Origin of the sequence: Rhizobium sp. C104 (assembly GCF_022354505.1) — a bacterium.
Taxonomy (GTDB): domain Bacteria; phylum Pseudomonadota; class Alphaproteobacteria; order Rhizobiales; family Rhizobiaceae; genus Rhizobium; species Rhizobium redzepovicii.
Map to the genome: position 1 here is coordinate 4432564 of NZ_CP092348.1, position 21047 is coordinate 4453610.

Here is a 21047-nt window from a genome sequence, read left to right on the forward strand (position 1 = left end):
AACTAAGACTTGAGGCGGGTTCATTTATCCGCCTATAGCCTTGTTTTTTGGGGTTTATCGGATCACGAGCGGAAGAAACTTTCCGCTGCCTGCCGTCCGGAGGCCTTGCGGGTGGCCTCGGTTTCGAGACGGGCGATCTCCGCCTTCAGCAAATCCACCCGCGCCTTTAACTCATCCACCGAAAGCATGGAGAGATCGGAACCGATCTCGTGGGCGATCTTCTTCTGCGGCCGGTCGTCATCGATGAAGCTCATGGGTTCTCCTCCATTGCTGCCTGGAGCATCATGCCGAAAGGTAAGGAATCGGAATTTAGGCCAATCCGGGCTAAATTCATCCTTTAGTCCCTTGTTTTTATGCAGGTCGTTATCCCGGAACCGCTGCACAGCTCCGGGCGACATGCATTAGCCGAACTTTACAGCAGGATCGCCGCTTTCGGGAGATTTGCCAGTTTCAGCCGCTTTGCCTGCGCCGCGATCGGCAAGCGACATGCTCTGCGGCGTCAGCATCGGCGAGGTGCCGGTCGGGATCGTCGTGTAGGCGTCGCGGTCGCTGGCCGGGACGGCGGCGCGGATGCGGCTCCGGATGATGGCATAAACGGTGATCAGCACGTGGGCGATGGCAGTGACGAGGAAAAGCGCATGCGGGGTGATCACCGACATGACGGGGCCGCCGATCGTCGGGCCGATCACCGTGCCGATGCCGTAGAGCAGCAACAGGCCACCGGAGACCTTGACGAAATCCTCCGATGCCGCGAAGTCGTTCGCGTGGGCGACGGCGATCGGATAGAGCGTATTGGCGACCGCGCCGTAAAGGACAACGAGCCCGATCAGCAAGGCTGGTGACGTCGGGTGGAGTATGAAGATCAGCAAGCCGGCAAGGGCGGCCACGCTGGACATGGCGGCGAGCACATAGCGCCGATCGATACGATCGGAAAGCCGGCCGGCGGGCAGCTGCATCATGGCGCCGGCGAAGATGGTGGCGCTCATCATGATGGCGATGCTGGTGTCTGAGAGGCCGGCGCCGGCGCCGAAGACGGCGCCGAGCGTGCCATAGGCGCCATTGGCGATGCCGACGAGCAGGATGCCGAGGCAGGAGACCGGCGAATTGCGATAGAGCGCCGGCAGGTCGAGGCGGACTGCCTTCAGCGGCTGCGGCGAAGCGGCGGTCGAAAGCGTCGTCGGCAGCATGGCGATGCAATAGAAAATGCCGCAGATCATGAACAGCACCGGCGTGCGCACGTCCTCGAGCGGGATCATCATCTGGCCGCCGACGACGCCGAGCAGCGTGATGCCGATATAGAGCGAGAAGATCGCGCCGCGGCTCTCGTTGCTGGCGCGCTCGTTCAACCAGCTTTCGATGATCATCGAGGTGCCGGCGGTCGAGAAGCCGGTAACGGCGCGCAGAACCACCCACCAGACCGGATGGATGATGATGCCGCTCACCAGGGCGATGATGGCGATGATCGAGATGAAGCCGGAGAAGGCTCTGACATGGCCGACGCGGCGCACCAGTTTCGGCGCCACCAGGCAGCCGATGACGAAGCCCCCGGCCCATGAAGTGCCGAGCAGGCCAAGCGTCGTGGTGGCGTAGCCTTCGAGATTGCCGCGCACGGGAAGCAGGATGCCCTGCAGGCCGTTGCCCATGAAAAGGAAGAGCGTGCCAAACAGCAGCGCGGCGACGGACAGAAGGTTTCTCTTCATTTCCCCAGAACTCGGTCTCAGTGATTTTGGAATGGACATAAGGCATGACCTGCGTCAGCCCAGCCTCAAGATGATTGATTGTGCCCCGGAATGTCTTTACGGCGTGCGAAGCACCTGTGTTGGCGCGGAAAAATGTCCGTCCTGTGACATTCCGAAAAATGGAAAAAATAAAGCATGACAAAGCTGATAGCCTTGCTGCTCATCCTTGCCATGGCGATACAGCTGATCAAGCCGCTCGGGCTCCCCGGCCTCAGGCGGCGGATGGATTTCTGGAAGATCGCGCTGATCGCTTTCGGGATCTGGGCACTTGACCTGCTTTTGCGCGATTTCCTGATGTAGGCCTGTCGTCGGCCTGCGATCGTCAGTCCTGCAGGATGATTTCTCCGCGCATGACGGGAACACAGCTGCCCGAGATAACCACATCGGTGACGGTGCCGCGGAATTTCGAGACATCGAGGGAGATGATACTGCGCCGGCCCATTTCGACGCCTTGTTCGACGGTAATGCGGACGTTCATGTCGGCGTCCAGCGCAAGCGAGACAAGATAGGCGCCAAGCGCAGCTGAAGCGCTGCCGGTTGCCGGGTCCTCGGGCACGTTGTCGAGCGGTGCGAACATCCGGGCGCGAATATGCCACGGATTTTCGGATGTTCTGGCATAGACGAAGAGCGAGAAGTCGTGGCCGCTCGTCGTCTGGCGGCCGGCGGCCGCCTGGAAGCCGGCAAGGTTGGGACGGGCGGCTGCCAACGCTTCAAGCCCGCCCACTTCGGCAATGGCGAAGTTCAGGCCGACCGAGGCAAAGACCGGAGCGTGGGTGGTTGTGACGACGGCGCGAGATTCGAGCGAGACGCAGCGGGCGATGGTTTCCTCGGCGATGGTATTGCCGACCGTCAGCGGCTGCGGCACGCGGATGGCTGTTGCCGCGACCCTTCCGCCGTTGCGTTTCAGGCTGACCTCGACGATGCCGGCCTTTTCCTCGAAGCGCAGTTTCTCGCCGACCGGCTTGCCGAAGATCTCCGCCTGCTGGCCGAGCACATAGGCTGTGCCTACATTCGGATGGCCGGCGAAGGGTACTTCCATCGTCGGGGTGAAGATGCGCACGCGGGCGGAATTTTCAGGATTTTCCGGCGGCAGGACGAAGGTGACTTCGGAGTAGTTGAACTCGGTGGCGATCCTCTGCATCGCCGCATCGCTCAGGCCCCGCGCATCGGAGATGACGGCAAGCGGATTGCCCTCGAAGCGGGTGGAGGTGAAGACATCGACGGTGACGTAGGAGAGGGTGTCCATGGCGGCTCCTGTTGCGGCTGCGGCTATGGATAATCACGATTTTCCGGCGAGGCGAGCCGGTTTCTTGTCGCCGTGACAATGCAAGAAGGGGCGGCAACGATGTGTTGCCGCCCCTTCTTCATCTGAGTTAAGGCTGCCGAAAAATCAGGCGGCCTTTTCCAGGTCCTTCTTCCAGCTGCCCTTGGCGGCGAGGCTGTTCATCTCGGCGCGGTGGGTGAACTCGCGCTGGCCGGCGGCGACGTTCTCAGGCTTGCCGTTCCAGGCCTTGAGCGCGCTGTCCTGCAGGGCGCGGCCATAGGAGAAGGTGACGAGCCAGGGCAGGTCAAAACCATTGATCGCGGAAAGATGCGCGGTCGCTTCTTCCGTGGTCTGGCCGCCGGAAAGGAAGGCGATGCCGGGAACAGCAGACGGAACCGTGCGCTTCAGCACTTGGACGGTGCGCGCGGCAACTTCATCGACCGAGGCCTTGCGGGCGTTCTTGCCGTCGATGACCATGTTCGGCTTCAGGATCATGCCTTCGAGGCTGACGCGGGCATCGGCCAGTTCTTCAAAAACGACGCGCAGCGTGGCTTCGGTGACTTCGGCGCAGCGGTCGATGTTGTGGTCGCCCGGCTTGCCGTCCATCAGGCATTCCGGCTCGACGATCGGTACGATCTTGGCCTCCTGGCAGAGGGCGGCATAGCGGGCAAGCGCCTGAGCGTTGGCGCGGACCGAGCCGCGGGTCGGCAGCGAAGAGGAGATGGCGATGACGCCGCGCCACTTGGCGAAACGGGCGCCGGCGTCATAATACTTGGCAAGGCGCTCGCCGAGACCATCGAGGCCCTCGGTGATTGTTTCGCCCGGATATTTGGCCATCGGCTTGGCGCCGGTGTCGACCTTGATACCGGGAATGGAACCGGCCGCGCGGATGATATCGACGAAAGGCGTGCCGTCGGCGGCCTTCTGGAAAAGCGTCTCTTCGAACAGGATGACGCCGGAGATATATTTCTTCATCGCCTCGTCGGAGCGGAAGAGCATCTCGCGGTAATCGCGGCGGCTGCTTTCGGTCGATTCCAGGTTGATTGTATCGAAACGCTTCTTGATGGTGGAGGTCGATTCATCTGCCGCAAGCAGTCCCCGGCCGCCTGCAACCATCTGCACTGCAATGTCTTCCAGTCGTTCGCTCATTCTCGTTCTCTCCACAGCATTAAACATCGGCGGTTTAAGAATATAGGACGGCGATAACAGAAGTTTATAGAGAGGAAAATGGAAGCCTAAGTCACTGAAACGATTGAAATCAATTCAATCGTTTGGAAAAATGGGAATTTTTCCAACGCGTGAGCAAAAGACCGCGAAAGGCTCTTCGCCGCCGCGGTCTATCCACATGTAAAACCTGTCAAATCGGGCTTGCCGCGCCGCGCGCCTTTTGCGAGCGCAAAGGACGCTGCCAACATTTTAAACGGACGCATCGGCCCGATTGTCGGGCCGATGCGTGGGGCAGGTTACCGAGCGGCGTTGAGGACGGCGACGCCGGGAAGCTCTTTGCCTTCCATCCATTCGAGGAAAGCGCCGCCGGCTGTGGAGACATAGGTGAAATCGTCGGCAACGCCGGCGTGGTTCAGCGCAGAAACCGTGTCGCCGCCGCCGGCAACGGAGGTGAGCTTGCCAGCCGCGGTGCGCTCGGCTGCGTATTTCGCGGCGCCGACGGTTGCGGCGTCGAAGGGCTCGATCTCGAAGGCGCCGAGCGGGCCGTTCCAGACAAGGGTCGAAGCGCGCTCGATCCAGGCGCTGATGGCTTGGACGGATTTCGGGCCGACATCGAGTACCATGGCATCGGCGGGAATGGCGTCGATATCGACCGTCTCGTTGGCGGCACCCGCCTTGAACTCGCGGGCAATCACGCCGTCTTCCGGCAGGATGATGGCGCAGCCTGATGTCGCCGCCTCGATCATGATCTGCCTGGCGGTTTCGGCGAGATCATGCTCGCAGAGCGATTTGCCGACATTGGTGCCCCGGGCCGCGATGAAGGTATTGGCCATGCCGCCGCCGATGACCAGCGCATCGACCTTTTTCACTAGGTTCATCAGCAGGTCGATCTTGGTCGAGACCTTGGCGCCGCCGACAATTGCGACCACCGGGCGGGCGGGATCACCCAGGCCCTTTTCCAGCGCCTCCAGCTCGGCCTGCATGGTGCGGCCGGCATAGGCCGGCAGATGGTGTGCAAGCCCCTCGGTGGAGGCATGGGCGCGGTGGGCGGCGGAGAAGGCGTCGTTGACATAGATGTCGCCGTTGGCGGCGAGCGCCTTGGTGAAGTCGGGATCGTTCTTTTCCTCGCCCTTGTGGAAACGGGTGTTTTCCAGCAGCAGGATATCGCCGTCATTCATCGCGGCGACGGCGGAGGCGGCGGCCTCGCCGATGCAGTCGGAGGCCGTCGACACGGCATGATCCAGTACTTCCTCGACGGAAGGGGCGATCAGCGACAGCGACAGTTCAGGCGACGGGCCGTCCTTCGGCCGGCCGAAATGGGCCAGCAGGATTACCTTGGCGCCCTTCTCGGACAGTTCGAGGATCGTCGGCGCCACACGCTCGATGCGCGTCGTATCGGTGACCTTGCCGTCCTTGACCGGGACGTTGAGATCGACGCGGACGAGAACGCGCTTGCCGCGGATGTCGGAAAGATCGTCGAGGGTCTTGAAGAAAGGCATGGGGAGATCCAGTCTTGGTTGGCGGAAATTGCGCCGACCATAGCAAGGATCATTCGAGACGCAAGGCGTTCAACGACCGTTTTCGTGTGTGCCTTCGTCGCGTCCGACCGCTGTTTTCGGAGCGGCTTCGGAGGCCGCCGCTTCTCGCCTCCGGCGCCCCTTCAACCGGTCGCGGATCCGCTCGATAATGTCCTTGAGATTAATGAAGATCGGCAGCGTGATGGCCGGTTCGACGGCTTCGAGTGACATGCCGACGGAGGCGACATGGTCGTGCTCATCGAGATCGCGGACGATCAGGATGATCGAGCCGAGACGGACGCGGTCGGCATAATCGGCCTTGCCGCCGAGGCGCTGCCGCATCAATTCGGCGATGGTCAGGCCTTTTTCGGATTCGTTTAGCAGGCCGGGACCGTAGGCGGCATCGAGATCGGCGGCGGGGCGGGCGGGCGAGAGCGCGAAGGCGCCGAAGAATTCGGCATCGTCTTCATCGACAGGCGCACGGCTGGCGAAGAGCCGGTCGAGAAGGCGGGAGTAGCTCGGCACGATGAAGAGATAGACGAGATCGTTCTCGCGCAGCCGCCCGGCATATTGATAGCGCATCGATTTTCCGTCGCGGATGACGAGCGAAGGTGTGGCCCAGCGCGGAATGCGCTCACCGCGCAGCACCGGACTATCCTTGATGACGCGGTAGGAGAGCAGTTCGTGATTGGCAGCACCCGGCAAGTCGACCTCGACCTTGTCGACCGCGCCGATGCGGGGCGGAATGATCAGGCCGAGCTTCTTGGCGACGGGTTTGATCGTCCAGCCCTGGACGAGCAGTGAGACCAGCACGATGATGAAGGCCGTGTTGAAATAGATCTGGCCGTTTTCCAATCCGCCGAGGATCGGCATGATGGCAAGCAGAATGGAGACGGCGCCGCGCAGGCCGACCCAGGCAACGAAGCCGATTTCCTGCTGCGTGTAATCGAAGGGGAGCAGCGACAGCCAGATCGCCAGCGGCCGGGCGACGAAGATCAGGAAGAGGGCAAGCAGAATGGCCGGCACGATGATCACCGGGAATTGCGACGGCGTGGCGAGCAGGCCGAGCACCAGGAACATGATGATCTGCGCCAGCCAGGTCATGCCGTCCTGGAAGCGCTTGATGGTGCCGATCGCCTGCATCTTGCGGTTTCCGGCGTAAATGCCGGCGACATAGACGGCGAGGAAGCCGCTGCCGCCGACGGCGCCGGTGAAGGAGAAGACGAGAAGAGCGAGCGCGAGCACGAAGATCGGCGTCAGACCGCGATCGGTGTCGAGCTTGCTGACGATCAGCACGATCATCATGCCGCCGAGCAGGCCGAGAATGACGCCGAGGCCCATCTGCTGGACGAACATGGCGAGCATGCCGATATTGATGCCGGCGTAGCGCTCGCCGCTTGCCAGCACCTCGACAAGGGCGATGGTCAGGAAAATCGCCATCGGGTCGTTGGTGCCGGATTCGACTTCCAGAGTCGAGCGCACCTTGTCGCGGATGTTGATGCCGCCGATGCGCAGCAGGAAGAAGACGGCGGCGGCGTCCGTCGAGGCGACGATCGAGCCGAGCAGCAGACCTTCCAGCCAGGTGAAGTTCAAGAGCCACATGGCGGCGAAGGCAAAGAGCGAGGCGGTAATCAGCACGCCGACCGAGGCGAGCGCCAGCGAGGGCACGGCCGCGAGCCGGAAGGCATGCATCGGCGTGCCGAAGCCGGAATCAAACAGGATGACGGCGAGCGCGATGGAGCCGAGAATATAGGCGAGGTAATTGTTGCTGAACTCGATGCCGAGGCCGTCGACGCCGGCGGCAAGCCCGATCATCAGGAAAAGCAGCAGCAGCGGGGCGCCGAACCGGAAGGCGAGCAGGCTTGAAAAAGCGGCAAGAAGCACGAGCGCCGTCGAGACCAGCACCACGATATAGAACGCTTCCATGCCCACCCCTTTCCATCGACTGCTTCACGAATACGGCCACCCGGCCGATCCGTCTTCATCCAACCCCTCCTCACGCGCGGCGGCCCATTAGTAAACGGCAAAACGCCAGAGAAGGGTAGGCCTTGCGGCTTAACCTCGTCGCGATGCTGCATCATGCTGCTGAACGGCTGCCGGACGGCCGACCGCCACGGAATGCCACGGGAGAAATTCTCTACAAAGAATGTATAAGAAAATCAGGCGAGAGCAGGGCAAAAAAGACAGGCACGGATTTTTCCTGCCGGTCGGCCGCTGCCCTGCGATCACAACACTGCCTGAAGGATGATGATGGCGAGAAATGTGAGGCCGATGAACGCTGCAACCCAGATGACCAGACGGTTGGCCTTTGCCAGCACGGCAGGTCTGACGTCCCGCTTGGGGTGAAACCGCTGCCGCCGCTTGAGGGTAGTGTGGGACGAGCGTTTTTGTGCCTCTGCCATGTATCGCCTCCACTTGGATCATTTCAGCATTGTGCAGCGCCAGTGCATATCCTCAATCTATCACGCTTGGTCAGCGGATTGCCAACCCGTCATCCAGCCTTGCCTGCGACGGCAACGCCACACCGAAGCCGTCGCTTCGATGTGGCTTTCGAAGCCGGAGTCAGTCTTCAGTGTCCTCGCCCTCGTCGGTCAGATCCGCGACCGGCACAAGGAAAACGACGAACTCGTCCTCGATTGTTCTTTCGGGGTCGTCGTCGAATTCATAGGCATGCTCAACTTCGCTTGCCTCTTCGGCGGTCGCCTTGCGCAGGCTCAGCGCGGCCTTGCGGTCCCACAGGGGTTTACCCTCGGAACTCCAGGATGGTCAGGTCGTCGCGAAAGTCTTCCGCCTCGAAGAAATGCGTCGCATCCTCGCTATTTTCGGAGCGAAAGCTGGCAACGGCGCGGCCGGCGATTTCTACGGTAAAATAATCCATCCATCTCTCTCATATTGGCGACAGCGCTGCCGCACGGTATTGGCGTTCCGCGCCTGGCCGGTGGCCGATGCGGCGCGAGGAACTGGGCATTGTGGAATGTCCAGGTGAGTATTCTAACAGATCTCGTCCCGGCCATGAGCGAAAAGATACCAGTCCGGGGTAGACTGGTTTCGTTTGCGACATGGCAACAAAAAACGGCCCGGTTTCCCGGGCCGCTTGTCTGTCGATGCTTTAACAGCGCTCAGATGAGCTTGGCGAAAGCAACGGCCGTGTCGGACATGCGGCTGGAGAAGCCCCACTCGTTGTCGTACCAGGACAGGACGCGCACGAAGTTGCCTTCCATGACCTTGGTCTGATCGCTTGCGAAGATCGAGGAGTGGTTGTCGTGGTTGAAGTCGCGCGAGACGAGCGGTTCGTCGGTGTAGCCGAGGATGCCCTTCAGCTTGCCGTTTGCAGCCGCCTGGATGGCTTCGTTGATTTCGCCGACGCTGGTCGCCTTCTTGGCGACGAACTTGAAGTCGACGACCGAAACGTTCGGGGTCGGAACGCGGATCGAGGTGCCGTCGAGCTTGCCCTTCAGATGCGGCAGAACGAGGCCGACGGCCTTGGCAGCGCCGGTCGAGGTCGGGATCATCGAGAGGGCGGCGGCGCGGGCGCGATACAGGTCCTTGTGCATCGTGTCGAGCGTCGGCTGGTCGCCGGTGTAGGAGTGAATGGTCGTCATGAAGCCATGGTCGATGCCGACGGCGTCATCGAGCACCTTCACGACCGGCACCAGGCAGTTGGTGGTGCAGGAGGCGTTGGAGATGACCATGTGCTCCTTGGTGAGCTGGTCATGGTTGACGCCGAAGACGACTGTCAGGTCGGCACCGTCTGCAGGCGCCGAAACGATGACGCGCTTGGCGCCGGCCGTCAGGTGAGCGGCGGCCTTGTCGCGCGCCGTGAAGATGCCGGTGCATTCCATCGCGATGTCGACGCCGAGTTCGCGGTGCGGAAGCGTTGCCGGATCCTTGATCGCGGTGACCTTGATCGGCTTGCCGTTGCCGACGATGATCGTGTCACCCTCGACCTTTACGGTTGCAGGGAAACGGCCGTGGATCGAGTCGTAGCGCAGCAGATGGGCGTTGGTCTCGACCGGACCGAGATCGTTGATGGCGACGACTTCGATGTCGGTGCGGCCGGATTCGACGATAGCGCGGAGAACGTTGCGGCCGATGCGGCCGAAACCGTTGATGGCAACCTTGACTGTCATGTTCATTCACTCCCGATAGAATAGAGCCCGATAGAAAGGGCCTGGAATTGAGGAGATGGAGAGCGCCTCAAGGCGCCCTCATTAAAGCTTTGCTTCCGCGGCCGCAACGACGGCGTCGGCAGTGATGCCGAAATGCTTGTAAACGTCCTTTACCGGGCCGGAAGCGCCGAAGCCCTTCATGCCGACGAAAGTGCCTTCCGGTCCGATGAAAGCATCCCAGCCTTCGCGGACGGCGGCTTCGACGGCGATCTTGATCGGCGAGTTGCCAAGGATTTCCTTGCGGTAGGCGTCCGGCTGCTCGAAGAACAGTTCCGTGCAGGGAACCGATACGACGCGCACCGTGACACCCTTGGCTTCAAGGGCTGCGCGGGCGGCAACGGCGATTTCGACTTCCGAGCCGGAGGCGAAGATCGTCACCTTGGCGTCGGCATTGCCGGCCAGCGTATAAGCGCCCTGTTCGCAGAGGTTCTTTTCGCTGTATTCGGTGCGGACCGGGCTAAGGTTCTGGCGTGTCAGCGCAAGGCCCGAAGGACGATTGTGCGTCTTGACGGCGATCTGCCAGCATTCCGCCGTTTCCGTGGCGTCGGCCGGACGGAAGACCATCAGGTTCGGGATGGCGCGCAGACCAGCGAGCTGTTCGACTGGCTGGTGCGTTGGACCGTCTTCGCCGACGCCGATCGAGTCATGCGTCAGGACGTGAATGACGCGGATGCCCATCAGCGCAGCGAGGCGGATCGGCGGGCGGCAATAATCCGAGAAGATCAGGAAGCCGCCGCTATAGGGAATGAGGCCGCCATGCAGCGCAATGCCGTTCATGGCAGAAGCCATGCCGTGCTCGCGGATGCCCCAATGCATGTAACGGCCGGCGAAATCCGTCGGCGTGATCGAATGCATCTGGCTGGTCTTGGTGTTGTTCGACGGCGTCAGGTCGGCCGAGCCGCCGAGCGTTTCCGGCAGGAAGCCGTTGATGACCTCGAGGGCGTCTTCCGAAGCCTTGCGGGTGGCAACCGTCGGCTTGGTCTCGGCGAGCTTCTTCTTGTAGGTGCTGATCGCGGCATCGAAGCCTTCCGGCAGTTCGCCTGCCATACGACGGGTGAACTCGGCCTTGGCCGGAGCCTTGGCCAGACCCTGTTCCCAGGCGTTGACGAGATCGACGGAGCGGGCGCCGGCTGCACGCCAGCTGTCCAGGACGTCCGACGGGATGACGAAAGCTTCGGATTCCCAGTTCAGCGCCTTGCGGGTTGCGGCGATTTCCTCGGCGCCGAGCGGGTTGCCGTGGACCTTATGGGTGCCCTGCTTGTTGGGCGCGCCGAAGCCGATGATCGTCTTGCAGGCGATGAAGGTCGGTCGGTCGGACTTGTGGGCGGCTTCGATCGCGGCGGCGATGGCGGCCTGATCGTGACCGTCGATCTCGATCGTGTTCCAGTGAACGGCCTTGAAACGGGCGATCTGATCGGTGGAATCCGACAGAGACACGGCGCCGTCGATGGTGATCGAGTTGTTGTCCCAGAACAGAACGAGCTTGTTGAGCTTCAGGTGGCCGGCGAGCGCGATGGCTTCGTGGCTGATGCCCTCCATCAGGCAGCCGTCGCCGCAGATCGCATAGGTATAGTGATCCTGAAGATCGGAGCCGAACTCCTCGCGAAGCTTGCGTTCGGCAATCGCCATGCCGACGGAATTGGCAATGCCCTGGCCGAGCGGGCCGGTCGTCGTTTCGATGCCGGTGGCGTGACCATATTCCGGATGGCCGGCGGTCTTCGAGCCGAGCTGGCGGAACTGCTTCAGATCCTCGATCGTCATGTCGGGATAGCCAGTCAGATACAGCAGCGAATAGAGCAGCATCGAGCCGTGGCCGGCCGAGAGCACGAAGCGATCGCGGTTCGGCCAATGCGGCTTCTTCGGATCGAACTTCAGATATTTGGTGAACAGGACCGTCGCCACATCGGCCATGCCCATCGGCATGCCCGGATGGCCGGAGTTTGCCTTTTCGACGGCGTCCATGGCGAGGAAACGGATCGCATTCGCCATCCGGTCATGTTGTTCGGGAGAGGTCATGGCTTTTCCGCAAGTTCCGGGTGTCGGGGGATGGCCTAGAGCCTCCAAGACCATCGAGTGAAAGCGGCAGACACATAGCAGTTGGCGCTAGCAAGTCAACAAATGGGACACCAAATCCGGGTGGGTCGCCGCGATTTTTGACATTTGATCGCGCGATTGTACAAAAGACAAATCTTGCTCGGCGAGGATCTCTAAAACGCTCATCCACAAGATAGGCCGGTGGGCAAGTGACAGGATTTATTGACGGGCCGTCGGCGAGCTGCATATCCTTTTTGAAATCGCAGGACCGGCGCGGCGTGCCGATTCGCGTATCCTGCGCGGGAATCGGGAAGGCATGATGCCCACAGGCAAAACCATGGAAGCAGCGCTCAACGAATTGAGACAGGCGATTTCGAGTCTCGAAAACGCCGTCGACGTGCGCGTCGAGCGGGAGCGCGAGCAGGGCGAGATCGAGGGCGAGGTGCGGCGCGTGCACGCCGATCGCTCCCGGTTGGCGCAGGAGCTTGATCAGGCCGAATTCCGCGCCAACCGGCTTGAGGAAGTCAACCGCGAGGTATCGCGGCGGCTGGTGACGGCCATGGAAACGATCCGGGCGGTTCTGGATCGCTAGAACAGGATGGTTTCAGGCCAGGTTGGCCCAAAATCTAGATCCTGTTCTCATTGAAAGAGTTAGAGCATGACGTCGTCCGAAAGCCGCTCACACTTTTCGGCATCATGCTCTTATAGAAAGAGTTTGGCATGGCGCAGGTGACGGTAACGATCGACGGCAAAGCCTATCGCATGGCCTGCGAGGAAGGGCAGGAGGATCACCTGACCGATCTCGCCACCCGTTTCGACCGCTATGTCGGCCATCTCAAGGGGCAGTTCGGGGAAATCGGCGATCTCAGGATTACGGTCATGGCCGGTATCATGATCATGGACGAGATTGCCGAGCTGACGCGCCGCGTCACAGGGCTGGAATCCGAACTCGAATCCTTGCGCGGCAACCGCGACACGGTGCTTGCCGCTACCGCCCGCACCGAGGAGAACCTCGCGGCGGCGCTCAGCGAGGTTTCATCCCGCATTCGCGGCATCACCGACAAGCTGAACGGCCGGCCAGCCCCCGAACTCAATTGATCTTCAATTAAATAAGGACGACTTGCAGCCGCCACTGGCGCGTCGGCGCAAACGACCTTATATATCGCGATGCGGTCTGCGCCTCTCGACAGGAACCACAATCCCTGGGGCCATACTCGATCCAAAGGGAGCTGTCCCTGGCCAGGCCCGTGGGCCTGGACACACGGCGCCCACCTACGTTTGTAGGCACCCAGGATCGTAAACATCCATCGGTTGCCGTGGATCGCACTTTCCCTTCCATCTTCAGCGAAGACGCCGGACCAAGCGGGCGAAGGCGGCTACAGCGCCGCGCGTCTTTCTCAGACGCGCAAAGGACGCTGTAGCACTTTGAATGGCTGTCCGCCCTTCGTCGAGTACGGCTACTTCCTCAAGCCGGGAAGGGTGACCTGGAAGACCTGGAACATGGTGTCGACGTCGGCGCCGCCCTCCGCCTTGTAGGCTGCGCCCACCTGGAAACCATCCTGCGTCAGGAAGTCGTTGTCGTTGGCGACAAGCAGGAAATAGTCGTCCGGCAGGTTCGGATCGAGAACGCTCGCAAGACCCATGGCTTCCCATTTTTCCGACAGGTTGTTCTTGTCGTTCGGTGCGCCATTGTGCAGGCCGAAGCGGGTAAGCTCGGCCTTGTCGTTGATGTCGATGAAAGGCGTCAGCGTCGCCGGCGTCAGCGAAGGATCGACGACGCCCTTCGGCGCGATCGGCTTGCCGGCATCGAAATTGCTGCCGGCGATATCGGTCGCAGTGGAGAGATCGACGATGTTGATCTTGCGGTAGAGCGAGGTGTCGCCCTTCAGGCCCTGACCGTTGCCGCTGTCGCGGGCAAGCATCAGGAAGGTCTTGTCGGAAAGGGCGACGATTTCGCTTTCTGCCGCGATCACCGTCTTGTCCTTGGCATCTTTGAAGACCGGCAGCGGCACGACATATTCGTGCACCAGCTTCAGGTGATCGGGATCGGCGGCGTCATAGATCATGGCGCGGGTATTCTGGCGGGTCGAGCCGGAATCGCCGCCATCCTGGCGGGCTGCCGACTGCAGCACTGCTATGATGAACTTGCCGTCCGGCGTCATCGCCATGCCTTCAAGGCCCTGGTTGTTCTGGCGGCCGGTCTCCGGGTCCTTCGGATCCGGAGCGGATACGCCGGGGCCGGGATTGTTGGAGGCGAAGCTCAGCGCGCCCTTGCGCATCGGCAACAGCGCCTTCGGCGGCTGGGTAGCCGAGAGCAGGTGACCGTCGGCTGCGAAGCGATAGATATAGGGGCCGTATTCGTCGCTGACGAACATGCTTCCGTCGGTCATGTGGATGATGGCTTCATTGTCGAGCGCGATCTTGCCGTTTACAGCCTGCGGCAGCGGCGGAAAGTCGCCGGCGGCGGCGCGGACGCCGGATTCCGGGTCGAGGCCGGTCATGTCGCCGCCCTTGTCATCGACAAACAGGGTGGAATCGACAAGTTTCGCATCGACCCCGGATTGCTCCTTGCCGTTCTCTGGCGCCGCACCCGGAGCGGTCGGTGTCAGGCCGATCGCAATGGTGTTCAGGCGCGGCCGATAGTCGACGGTGCCGACGGCGTTGTAACCGCGGTCGGGCAACAGGTAGAGCGTGCCCTTGTAACCGGCGCCATCGCGGCTCCAGGCGGCGGAATCGATCGCCATGCCGGAGCCGGAGCCGAAGGTTTCGCCGAATTTGTCGCGCTGATTGGCCGGGATGCGGCCGATGCCGACCAGGCCCTTGTTGACGAAGGTAAGGCTGCCGACGGTGGCGGAATTCTCCGCGCTTGTTGCGGCCGGAATGGCGGCGGATGCCGCGAGAACCGCAGCAAACAGCCGCGATGCGTATGATTTGACGTTGTTCATGAAATACCCTCTCGGTCAAAGCGTTCCTGCAGCGGCTTCCGCCCGCAGGCTGGACACCGCTTCAAATGACACCCTCGGCCTTGGGATCGATCCGCAGAGAGAACACGTCCTGGATCTCGTCCCCCATATCCCCGGCTAACGGTCTAGGATGGGATCGTGATATCTGGATGACGCTCCTACAGCGCCGCGCGTCTGAAAGGACGCGCTAAGGACGTTGTAGCACTTTTGAAGTGCTGCATGATTTTATCTTTAAATCGGTTCCGATTGAAGGAATTATGCGGGAGAGCCTGCAATTCAGGCCGTTGCCTGATCGACCGGGTAAGGTCCTTCGGTGAAGACCTCGTCGTGGTAGCCCCTCGAGCCGACATCGAGCGCCAGCGGGCTGCGCCATTCCCTTTTGTCGCTGAGGCAATCGAGCACGAAACGAAAATCATAGCGCGGCTGCCAGCCGAGTTTCCGCCTCGCGCGGGCGTTGACATAGACGCGACCGAGGCTCGGGAACATCTTCCAGCCGCGCTCGGCATAGAGCGTACCCGCACCTGGAAACAACCGCTCGACGGCGGCAGGCGCGTCGCGCCTGATCTCGGCGAGATCGTCCGACGAAAATGGCGTCGTGGCCGAGATGATGTAGCGGCCGAAGCCGACTGCCGGTGCCTTATCGAGCGCCAGCAGATGGGCGCCGGCCACATCGGCGATGTCGACGCGGCGGTGAAGAAGCTCGTTGGCTTGTGCATTCTCTGCCGAATAGCCGCCGCGAATATCAGGATCATCGTCGCGTTCGGGGAAGAAACGCGAGGTCCTGAGAATGACGACCGGCAGGCGGGATTTGCGGGCGAAGAGTTCGCACAGGCCTTCGGCAGCGAGTTTCGTCACGCCGTAGATGTTTTTGGCAACCGGCAGTACCTCCTCGGTGATCCATGCGGCCGGCTGGCCCGCGGCCGGCGTCAATGCCGCACCGAAGGTGCTGGTGGTGCTGGTGAAGACGAAGCTTGCAACGTCCGCGGCGATCGCCTCTTCGAGCAGGTTCAGCGTGCCGCCGACATTGGTGTCTAGGAAATCGCAATTTCCATGGGTCGCCACATGCGGCTTGTGCAGGGTCGCGGCATGGACGACGTGGCGAATGTCCGACATCGCCTGTCTGACAAAAGCACGATCGCCGATCGAGCCGACCATGTCGGTGAAAGCCGACGGCTTGACATCGATGCCGCGCGCCGGCCGGCCTTCACCTCTCAGGCTACGCATCAGCGCCTCGCCGAGATGGCCAGCGCTTCCCGTCACCAGTATCGTCATCGCACCGCCTCTTCAGTGTTTCGGCGCCGGAGGCTATAAAGGCCGGGATTGCCAGGCAACGCATAAATTATGCATGGGGGTGCAGGAAAGCTGCAGGCCGGATCATTGTTCCGGCTGGCCTTCGAGATCGTTTTTCAACCGGTCGAGGATCGATAGAGCGTGTCCGGCATAGGCGCTGATCCAGCGGTCATGGATGTGCTTGATCGGCAGGCTGTTCAGGTGGTTCCAGCGTTCGCGGCCCTCCTTCCTGGCGATGACCAGATCGGCCTCTTCCAGCACTTTCAGATGCTGCATCACGGTGCAGCGGTCCATCTGCGGAAACATTTCGCAAAGCGCCCCCGTCGTGCGGGGGGCATCCTTGAGCAGGTCGAGAATTTCGCGCCGGCGATGATGCGCCAGCGCCTTGAAAACGGGGTCGTCGGTCGATTCGCTTGACATGTTATATTTTTATAACATAATGGCGCCGAGTACAATGGAAACTCACACAATGGAGAAGAGGAGAAGGACCATGTCTCTCGGAATCCGCGTTTCAGGCCGTATCGGCCGACCCGTCGCAGAGGTATTCGACGCTGTCGTCAACCCGAAGAAGCTCAGCAGCTATTTCACCACGATCGGCGGGGCGAGCGCGCCGCTGGTCAAGGGCACCACTGTGACCTGGTGGAAGGACGCCCAGGTGGAGGTGGTCGAACTCGTGCCGGAAAGTCGCATCGTGCTCAGCTGGGATGGCGGCACGGGCGACGACAAGAAGACCTATAAGACGTCGGTGGAGATGAACTTCAAGCCGCTCGAAGATGGCGGCACGCTGGTGACCATCGCCGAGAGCGGCTGGCGTGAGGACGATGCCGGCCGGCGCGGCACCTATCTCAACTGTGAAGGCTGGACGCAGATGCTCTGCTGCATGAAGGCTTTCGTCGAATACGGCATCAATCTGCGCGAGGGCATGTTCCTCAGCGAAATGAAGGGAGAGCCGGCCAGCGCGCCGGACGCCTGACCGGCAAGTCGGCTTCAAGGAGATCGGCGGCGTAATCGTCGCATTCGCCAAGAGTAGCGAGAGTTCGCTTGCCTGTCACACTGCGGGTGCTAGTTTCCGGAATCGACACTTCATCTCGATTTCCAGGAGATTTCATTATGCAGCTTGGCATGGTTGGTTTGGGCCGCATGGGCAATTACATGGTCCAGCGCCTGATGCGGGGCGGTCACGAATGCGTCGTCTACGACGCCAGGCCGGAAAGCGTTGCCGAACTCGCAGGCCTCGGTGCGACCGGCAGTGCTTCGCTCGAAGAGTTCGTCTCGAAGCTCTCGCATCCGCGGGCGATCTGGCTGATGCTGCCGGCGGCGATCGTCGACAAGGTGCTCGCGAACCTGGTGCCGCTGCTTGAGAATGGCGACATCGTCATCGACGGCGGCAATTCCTATTACCACGACGATATCCGCCGCGGCGCCGACCTTATCACCAAGGGCATCCACTATGTCGATGTCGGCACCAGTGGCGGCGTGTTCGGCCTGGAGCGCGGCTACTGCCTGATGATCGGCGGCGAGAAGGGCACCGTTCAGCACCTTTCGCCGATTTTCGCAACACTGGCGCCCGGCGCCGGCACAACGGAAGCCTCGCCGAACCGCACCGCCGAAGCGGCTGCGGCGAGCACCGCCGAACAGGGCTACCTGCATTGCGGCCCGCATGGCGCCGGCCATTTCGTCAAGATGGTGCACAACGGCATCGAATACGGTCTCATGGCCGCCTATGCCGAGGGCATCAACATCCTGAAACATGCCAATATCGGAGCAGCCTCGCATGAGGCTGACGCGGAAACCGCGCCGCTCGCCCATCCTGAACATTTTCAATACGACTTCAATCTGCAGGACGTCGCCGAAGTCTGGCGCCGCGGCAGCGTCATCACCTCCTGGCTGCTCGATCTGACGGCCGATGCACTGCATGCCGATCCGGCGCTGGCGAAATATGCCGGGCGTGTCTCCGATAGCGGCGAAGGGCGCTGGACGATCATGGCGGCAATCGACGAAAGCGTGCCGACGCCGGTGCTGAGTGCCGCACTCTACGGCCGCTTCTCCTCGCGCGACAACGACGAATTCGCCAATAAGGTTCTGTCGGCGATGCGGGCGGGCTTTGGCGGCCACGTGGAAAAGCCGGCTCCGAAATCCTGAAGGCCAGAGGCTTTCGGCGCCTTCCAGACCAGGAAAGGCTCTAGCCATCGGTATGGGGTTCCTACCGCTTGCTGGCGGCAGCGGTCGCGAGTATCCATTGCCGAACGGGAAATGTCGGGGCTGCTTCGTCCAAGCGGCCGACACTCCATTGGAGGGCGGTGATGGAGCGTGACGGGGCAGGGGTCTTGAAGGCCGCCATATCGGGAATATTGGCACTCATCGTACTTCTTCGGGGTGATCTCGCCAAGCTTTGCCCAGACATCGCCGGCGCAAGTCCCGGCCGCGGCCGCTCCTCCGGCGCAGGTGCGTGAGATGATGCAGCTCATGCAGACGCCCGAAGTCAAGCAGTGGATGTCGACCCAGATGGCGACGGCACCTGCGGGCGGTTCGGCGGCTGCGGATCAGATGTCGGTGCTGTCAGGCCTGCTGCAGCATGCCCGCCGGCACGTCGCGATGGTCTCAGATGCGGCGATGACGCTGCCCTTTCAGATCGGCAATGCGTCCTCGCTGTTGCTAGGTGAAATCGCCGCGAACGGCTGGCCGCGCATGGTGGCGCAGTTCCTGGCCATCTTCCTGCTCGGCGCGATTGTCGAAAGCCTTGCCCGTTATGCCTTCCGCCGCCGCCGTCGTCGACTGGCCGAGATGGCCGGCATGCATCTGGCGCCGCGGGTCATACCGGCGCTGATCTTCGCGGCGTCAACGGTGCTTGCGCTTCTGAGCCTCGGCTGGCCGCCGCTCAGCCAGAGTATCGCGATCGTCTGCGTCGTCGCGCTCATCGTCCAACGCTTCACCATTTGCCTCGGCGGTGTGCTGGTCGATCTCATCGGGCTGGCGCGGACCGAGGAGGAGAGGCAGGGCATCACCGCTCCCACCATGCCAGGGCATGTCGTTGCACTCTTCTGGTACCGCCGCTGCGCGATCTTCGTCATCTATTTCATGCTTGGCTGGGCGGCGATCCAGTCGATGGAGCCGCTTGGCTATTCCCCGAGTGCGCGGCTCCTCGTCGGCTACATCCTCGGTATCGGCCTGCTGCTGATTGCGATCGAAGCGGTCTGGTCGCGGCCGCACAAGGACGAGAAGCGCGGTCACGGGACCTCCTGGGCGCTCACCGTTTATTTCCTATTGCTTTGGAGCCTTTGGGTCGCAGGCTTCAACTGGCTGCTCTGGCTCGGCATCTACGTACTGCTGCTGCCGCGCGTGCTTGCCGTTTCGACGATTGCGGTGAAATCGCTGCAGCAGACTGAAGCGAGCTTCCTGGCGACGCGCCGCATTGCGACCGTGCTTCTCGACCGGGGTGTGCGGGCGCTGATCATTGCCGTTGCTGCCATCTGGCTCGGGCATATGCTCGGCGTCGGCGCCGATACGATGGCCGCCGGCGAGACCATGGTGGACAAGATCGCCCGCGGTGTCATCGGCGGCATCGTCATCCTGCTGGCCGCCGATCTGCTCTGGCATGTCGTCAAAGCCTATATCGACGGCAAGCTACTCGATTCTTCCGTGGATGGCGGAGCAACGGATGAGGAGAGGGCCAGACGCGCACGGATACAGACGCTGTTGCCGATCTTCCGCAATATCCTGGCCGTCGTCATCGCCGTCATCGCCGTTTTGATGGTGCTCTCCGGCCTCGGCATCGAGATCGGGCCACTGATCGCCGGTGCCGGTGTCGTCGGCGTGGCGGTCGGTTTCGGCGCGCAGACGATAGTCAAGGACGTCATCAGCGGCATGTTCTATCTCTGGGATGATGCTTTCCGTATCGGCGAATATATCGAAAGCGGCAGCCACAAGGGCGTGGTCGAGGCTTTCAGCCTGCGCTCGGTGAAGCTCAGGCATCATCGCGGGCCGCTGACGACGGTGCCGTTCGGCGAACTCGGCGCGGTGAAGAACCTCAACCGCGACTGGACGATCGACAAGATCAGCCTCAACGTCAAATACGACACCGATCTCGTCAAGGCGAAGAAGGTGATCAAGCAAATCGGCCAGACGCTGCTCGAAAATCCAGAATTCGGCCCTCATATCATCGAGACGCTGAAGATGAAGGGTGTCGAGCAGTTCGGCGAATTCGCGATCGAAATCCGGCTGTCGATGATGACGAAGCCCGGCGAGCAATTCGTCATCCGCCGCAATGCGCTGGCGATGATCCGCAACGCCTTCAAGGAAAACGGCATCGAATTCGCCGTGCCGACAGTGCAGGTGGCGGGTGATCGCGATGCGGAGGTGGATGCCGCCGTGGCGCGCTACGCCGCCCATGCGCGGGCGAATGGCGAACCGGCGGCATAAGCCGCTTCACATCGGGCCGGCGGCGGCGATCAGCAGACCGCCGATGATCGCCATGTTGGTTTTCCAGGTATTGATCGCGCTTTCGCGGGCCGTTCCCTGCATGTCCCAGAAATTCAGCAGCATGATAGTGGCGGCAAGGGTGAAGAGGATAAGACCGAATGCCGCTGCGGTCACGAAGAGCCCTAACATCAGCTGCGTGCCGGCCAGGACCTGGAACATGCTGCCGGAAAGCAGTACCCATTTCGCAAAAGGGATGCCGCGGGCTTCGATCGCATCGGTCAGCGGCACGATGACGAAAAAATGATGAATGCCGCCAGCGACATAGAGGCCGCCCAGCAACAGGCGGCCGAGGACGATCATCATCAGAGCCGGACCATCCTGCATATCGAACCGTTCTCCTGTGTTTCAATTCGCCGTCGCGGGTAAAGCTCGTCCGAAGCTTACGAAAATGCAATGCGCCGTTACGCTCACCTGCGCAAATTCGC

At 61.7% G+C, this 21047-nt stretch carries 18 protein-coding genes, 1 other RNA gene and 2 pseudogenes; 7 read left to right on the plus strand and 14 right to left on the minus strand.

What is annotated here, in order from left to right; translation table 11 throughout:
- Positions 1 to 62: 62 nt before the first annotated feature.
- Positions 63 to 254: a DUF1192 domain-containing protein gene (locus tag MF410_RS22850; protein WP_097629211.1), complete on the minus strand. Its 192-nt coding sequence runs from the start codon at positions 252 to 254 to the stop codon at positions 63 to 65.
- A 147-nt stretch (positions 255 to 401) separates the two neighbouring features.
- Positions 402 to 1700: an MFS transporter gene (locus MF410_RS22855; RefSeq protein ID WP_097629212.1), complete on the minus strand. Its 1299-nt coding sequence runs from the start codon at positions 1698 to 1700 to the stop codon at positions 402 to 404.
- Between the two features lie 174 nt (positions 1701 to 1874).
- Here MF410_RS22855 and MF410_RS22860 point away from each other — a divergent pair, with 174 nt between their 5' ends.
- On the plus strand, positions 1875 to 2039 hold the full coding sequence (locus MF410_RS22860) for a hypothetical protein (RefSeq protein WP_097629213.1): 165 nt from the start codon (positions 1875 to 1877) through the stop codon (positions 2037 to 2039).
- Between the two features lie 22 nt (positions 2040 to 2061).
- Here the strand turns inward: MF410_RS22860 and MF410_RS22865 are convergent, their stop codons facing one another.
- From MF410_RS22865 to tkt, 8 genes and pseudogenes are all read right to left on the minus strand, one after another.
- Complete coding sequence (locus MF410_RS22865; RefSeq protein WP_097629214.1) at positions 2062 to 2985, minus strand: PhzF family phenazine biosynthesis protein; 924 nt, start codon at positions 2983 to 2985, stop codon at positions 2062 to 2064.
- 144 nt (positions 2986 to 3129) lie between these two features.
- Positions 3130 to 4152 (minus strand): class I fructose-bisphosphate aldolase, encoded by a 1023-nt coding sequence (locus MF410_RS22870; RefSeq protein ID WP_097629215.1) that lies wholly within the window; start codon positions 4150 to 4152, stop codon positions 3130 to 3132.
- A 314-nt stretch (positions 4153 to 4466) separates the two neighbouring features.
- Entirely contained in the window at positions 4467 to 5669 is a 1203-nt protein-coding gene (locus MF410_RS22875) for a phosphoglycerate kinase (RefSeq protein WP_097629216.1), read from the minus strand.
- A 69-nt stretch (positions 5670 to 5738) separates the two neighbouring features.
- Complete coding sequence (locus tag MF410_RS22880) at positions 5739 to 7613, minus strand: potassium/proton antiporter (protein ID WP_097629217.1); 1875 nt, start codon at positions 7611 to 7613, stop codon at positions 5739 to 5741.
- A gap of 299 nt (positions 7614 to 7912) precedes the next feature.
- A complete protein-coding gene (locus MF410_RS22885) occupies positions 7913 to 8089 on the minus strand; it encodes a hypothetical protein (RefSeq protein WP_165503903.1) in 177 nt (58 codons plus the stop codon).
- A 160-nt stretch (positions 8090 to 8249) separates the two neighbouring features.
- Positions 8250 to 8565: pseudogene (locus tag MF410_RS22890) on the minus strand (hypothetical protein).
- Positions 8566 to 8806: 241 nt separating this feature from the next.
- Positions 8807 to 9817 (minus strand): type I glyceraldehyde-3-phosphate dehydrogenase, encoded by a 1011-nt coding sequence (gene gap, locus MF410_RS22895; RefSeq protein ID WP_097629294.1) that lies wholly within the window; start codon positions 9815 to 9817, stop codon positions 8807 to 8809.
- A gap of 81 nt (positions 9818 to 9898) precedes the next feature.
- On the minus strand, positions 9899 to 11872 hold the full coding sequence (gene tkt, locus MF410_RS22900) for a transketolase (protein WP_097629219.1): 1974 nt from the start codon (positions 11870 to 11872) through the stop codon (positions 9899 to 9901).
- Positions 11873 to 12206: 334 nt separating this feature from the next.
- Here tkt and MF410_RS22905 point away from each other — a divergent pair, with 334 nt between their 5' ends.
- The 3 genes from MF410_RS22905 (at position 12207) to ssrS (ending at position 13217) form a co-directional block, all read left to right on the plus strand.
- Complete coding sequence (locus MF410_RS22905) at positions 12207 to 12482, plus strand: DUF4164 domain-containing protein (RefSeq protein ID WP_037091544.1); 276 nt, start codon at positions 12207 to 12209, stop codon at positions 12480 to 12482.
- A 128-nt stretch (positions 12483 to 12610) separates the two neighbouring features.
- Complete coding sequence (locus tag MF410_RS22910) at positions 12611 to 12988, plus strand: cell division protein ZapA (protein ID WP_003590299.1); 378 nt, start codon at positions 12611 to 12613, stop codon at positions 12986 to 12988.
- A 70-nt stretch (positions 12989 to 13058) separates the two neighbouring features.
- Positions 13059 to 13217, plus strand: a non-coding RNA gene (gene ssrS / locus MF410_RS22915) — 6S RNA.
- A gap of 130 nt (positions 13218 to 13347) precedes the next feature.
- On the opposite strand, the gene MF410_RS22920 is transcribed toward ssrS, so the two are convergent.
- The 3 genes from MF410_RS22920 to MF410_RS22930 form a co-directional block, all read right to left on the minus strand.
- Positions 13348 to 14835 carry an esterase-like activity of phytase family protein gene (locus MF410_RS22920; protein WP_097629220.1) on the minus strand — a complete coding sequence of 496 codons (1488 nt, stop codon included), beginning with the start codon at positions 14833 to 14835 and terminating at the stop codon, positions 13348 to 13350.
- A 294-nt stretch (positions 14836 to 15129) separates the two neighbouring features.
- Positions 15130 to 16125: an NAD(P)-dependent oxidoreductase gene (locus tag MF410_RS22925; protein WP_097629221.1), complete on the minus strand. Its 996-nt coding sequence runs from the start codon at positions 16123 to 16125 to the stop codon at positions 15130 to 15132.
- 102 nt (positions 16126 to 16227) lie between these two features.
- Entirely contained in the window at positions 16228 to 16563 is a 336-nt protein-coding gene (locus MF410_RS22930) for a metalloregulator ArsR/SmtB family transcription factor (RefSeq protein ID WP_097629222.1), read from the minus strand.
- 70 nt (positions 16564 to 16633) lie between these two features.
- Here MF410_RS22930 and MF410_RS22935 point away from each other — a divergent pair, with 70 nt between their 5' ends.
- The 3 genes and pseudogenes from MF410_RS22935 (at position 16634) to MF410_RS22945 (ending at position 20562) form a co-directional block, all read left to right on the plus strand.
- On the plus strand, positions 16634 to 17116 hold the full coding sequence (locus MF410_RS22935) for an SRPBCC domain-containing protein (protein WP_097629223.1): 483 nt from the start codon (positions 16634 to 16636) through the stop codon (positions 17114 to 17116).
- 137 nt (positions 17117 to 17253) lie between these two features.
- On the plus strand, positions 17254 to 18285 hold the full coding sequence (gene gnd / locus MF410_RS22940) for a phosphogluconate dehydrogenase (NAD(+)-dependent, decarboxylating) (RefSeq protein ID WP_097629224.1): 1032 nt from the start codon (positions 17254 to 17256) through the stop codon (positions 18283 to 18285).
- Between the two features lie 161 nt (positions 18286 to 18446).
- Positions 18447 to 20562, plus strand: a pseudogene (locus MF410_RS22945) (mechanosensitive ion channel family protein).
- A gap of 6 nt (positions 20563 to 20568) precedes the next feature.
- On the opposite strand, the gene MF410_RS22950 reads toward MF410_RS22945, so the two are convergent.
- Complete coding sequence (locus tag MF410_RS22950; protein ID WP_097629226.1) at positions 20569 to 20946, minus strand: DoxX family protein; 378 nt, start codon at positions 20944 to 20946, stop codon at positions 20569 to 20571.
- Positions 20947 to 21047: the final 101 nt, after the last annotated feature.

Excerpts from the sequence above, each read along its gene's own strand:
- MF410_RS22930 (WP_097629222.1), bottom strand. The coding sequence starts at position 16,563 with ATGTCAAGCGAATCGACCGACGACCCCGTTTTCAAGGCGCTGGCGCAT.
- MF410_RS22850 (WP_097629211.1), bottom strand. The coding sequence starts at position 254 with ATGAGCTTCATCGATGACGACCGGCCGCAGAAGAAGATCGCCCACGAG.
- MF410_RS22905 (WP_037091544.1), top strand. The coding sequence starts at position 12,207 with ATGATGCCCACAGGCAAAACCATGGAAGCAGCGCTCAACGAATTGAGA.
- gap (WP_097629294.1), bottom strand. The coding sequence starts at position 9,817 with ATGACAGTCAAGGTTGCCATCAACGGTTTCGGCCGCATCGGCCGCAAC.
- MF410_RS22950 (WP_097629226.1), bottom strand. The coding sequence starts at position 20,946 with ATGCAGGATGGTCCGGCTCTGATGATGATCGTCCTCGGCCGCCTGTTG.
- MF410_RS22935 (WP_097629223.1), top strand. The coding sequence starts at position 16,634 with ATGTCTCTCGGAATCCGCGTTTCAGGCCGTATCGGCCGACCCGTCGCA.
- MF410_RS22885 (WP_165503903.1), bottom strand. The coding sequence starts at position 8,089 with ATGGCAGAGGCACAAAAACGCTCGTCCCACACTACCCTCAAGCGGCGG.
- MF410_RS22860 (WP_097629213.1), top strand. The coding sequence starts at position 1,875 with ATGACAAAGCTGATAGCCTTGCTGCTCATCCTTGCCATGGCGATACAG.
- MF410_RS22880 (WP_097629217.1), bottom strand. The coding sequence starts at position 7,613 with ATGGAAGCGTTCTATATCGTGGTGCTGGTCTCGACGGCGCTCGTGCTT.
- MF410_RS22910 (WP_003590299.1), top strand. The coding sequence starts at position 12,611 with ATGGCGCAGGTGACGGTAACGATCGACGGCAAAGCCTATCGCATGGCC.
- MF410_RS22855 (WP_097629212.1), bottom strand. The coding sequence starts at position 1,700 with ATGAAGAGAAACCTTCTGTCCGTCGCCGCGCTGCTGTTTGGCACGCTC.
- MF410_RS22925 (WP_097629221.1), bottom strand. The coding sequence starts at position 16,125 with ATGACGATACTGGTGACGGGAAGCGCTGGCCATCTCGGCGAGGCGCTG.
- gnd (WP_097629224.1), top strand. The coding sequence starts at position 17,254 with ATGCAGCTTGGCATGGTTGGTTTGGGCCGCATGGGCAATTACATGGTC.
- MF410_RS22875 (WP_097629216.1), bottom strand. The coding sequence starts at position 5,669 with ATGCCTTTCTTCAAGACCCTCGACGATCTTTCCGACATCCGCGGCAAG.
- tkt (WP_097629219.1), bottom strand. The coding sequence starts at position 11,872 with ATGACCTCTCCCGAACAACATGACCGGATGGCGAATGCGATCCGTTTC.
- MF410_RS22870 (WP_097629215.1), bottom strand. The coding sequence starts at position 4,152 with ATGAGCGAACGACTGGAAGACATTGCAGTGCAGATGGTTGCAGGCGGC.
- MF410_RS22865 (WP_097629214.1), bottom strand. The coding sequence starts at position 2,985 with ATGGACACCCTCTCCTACGTCACCGTCGATGTCTTCACCTCCACCCGC.
- MF410_RS22920 (WP_097629220.1), bottom strand. The coding sequence starts at position 14,835 with ATGAACAACGTCAAATCATACGCATCGCGGCTGTTTGCTGCGGTTCTC.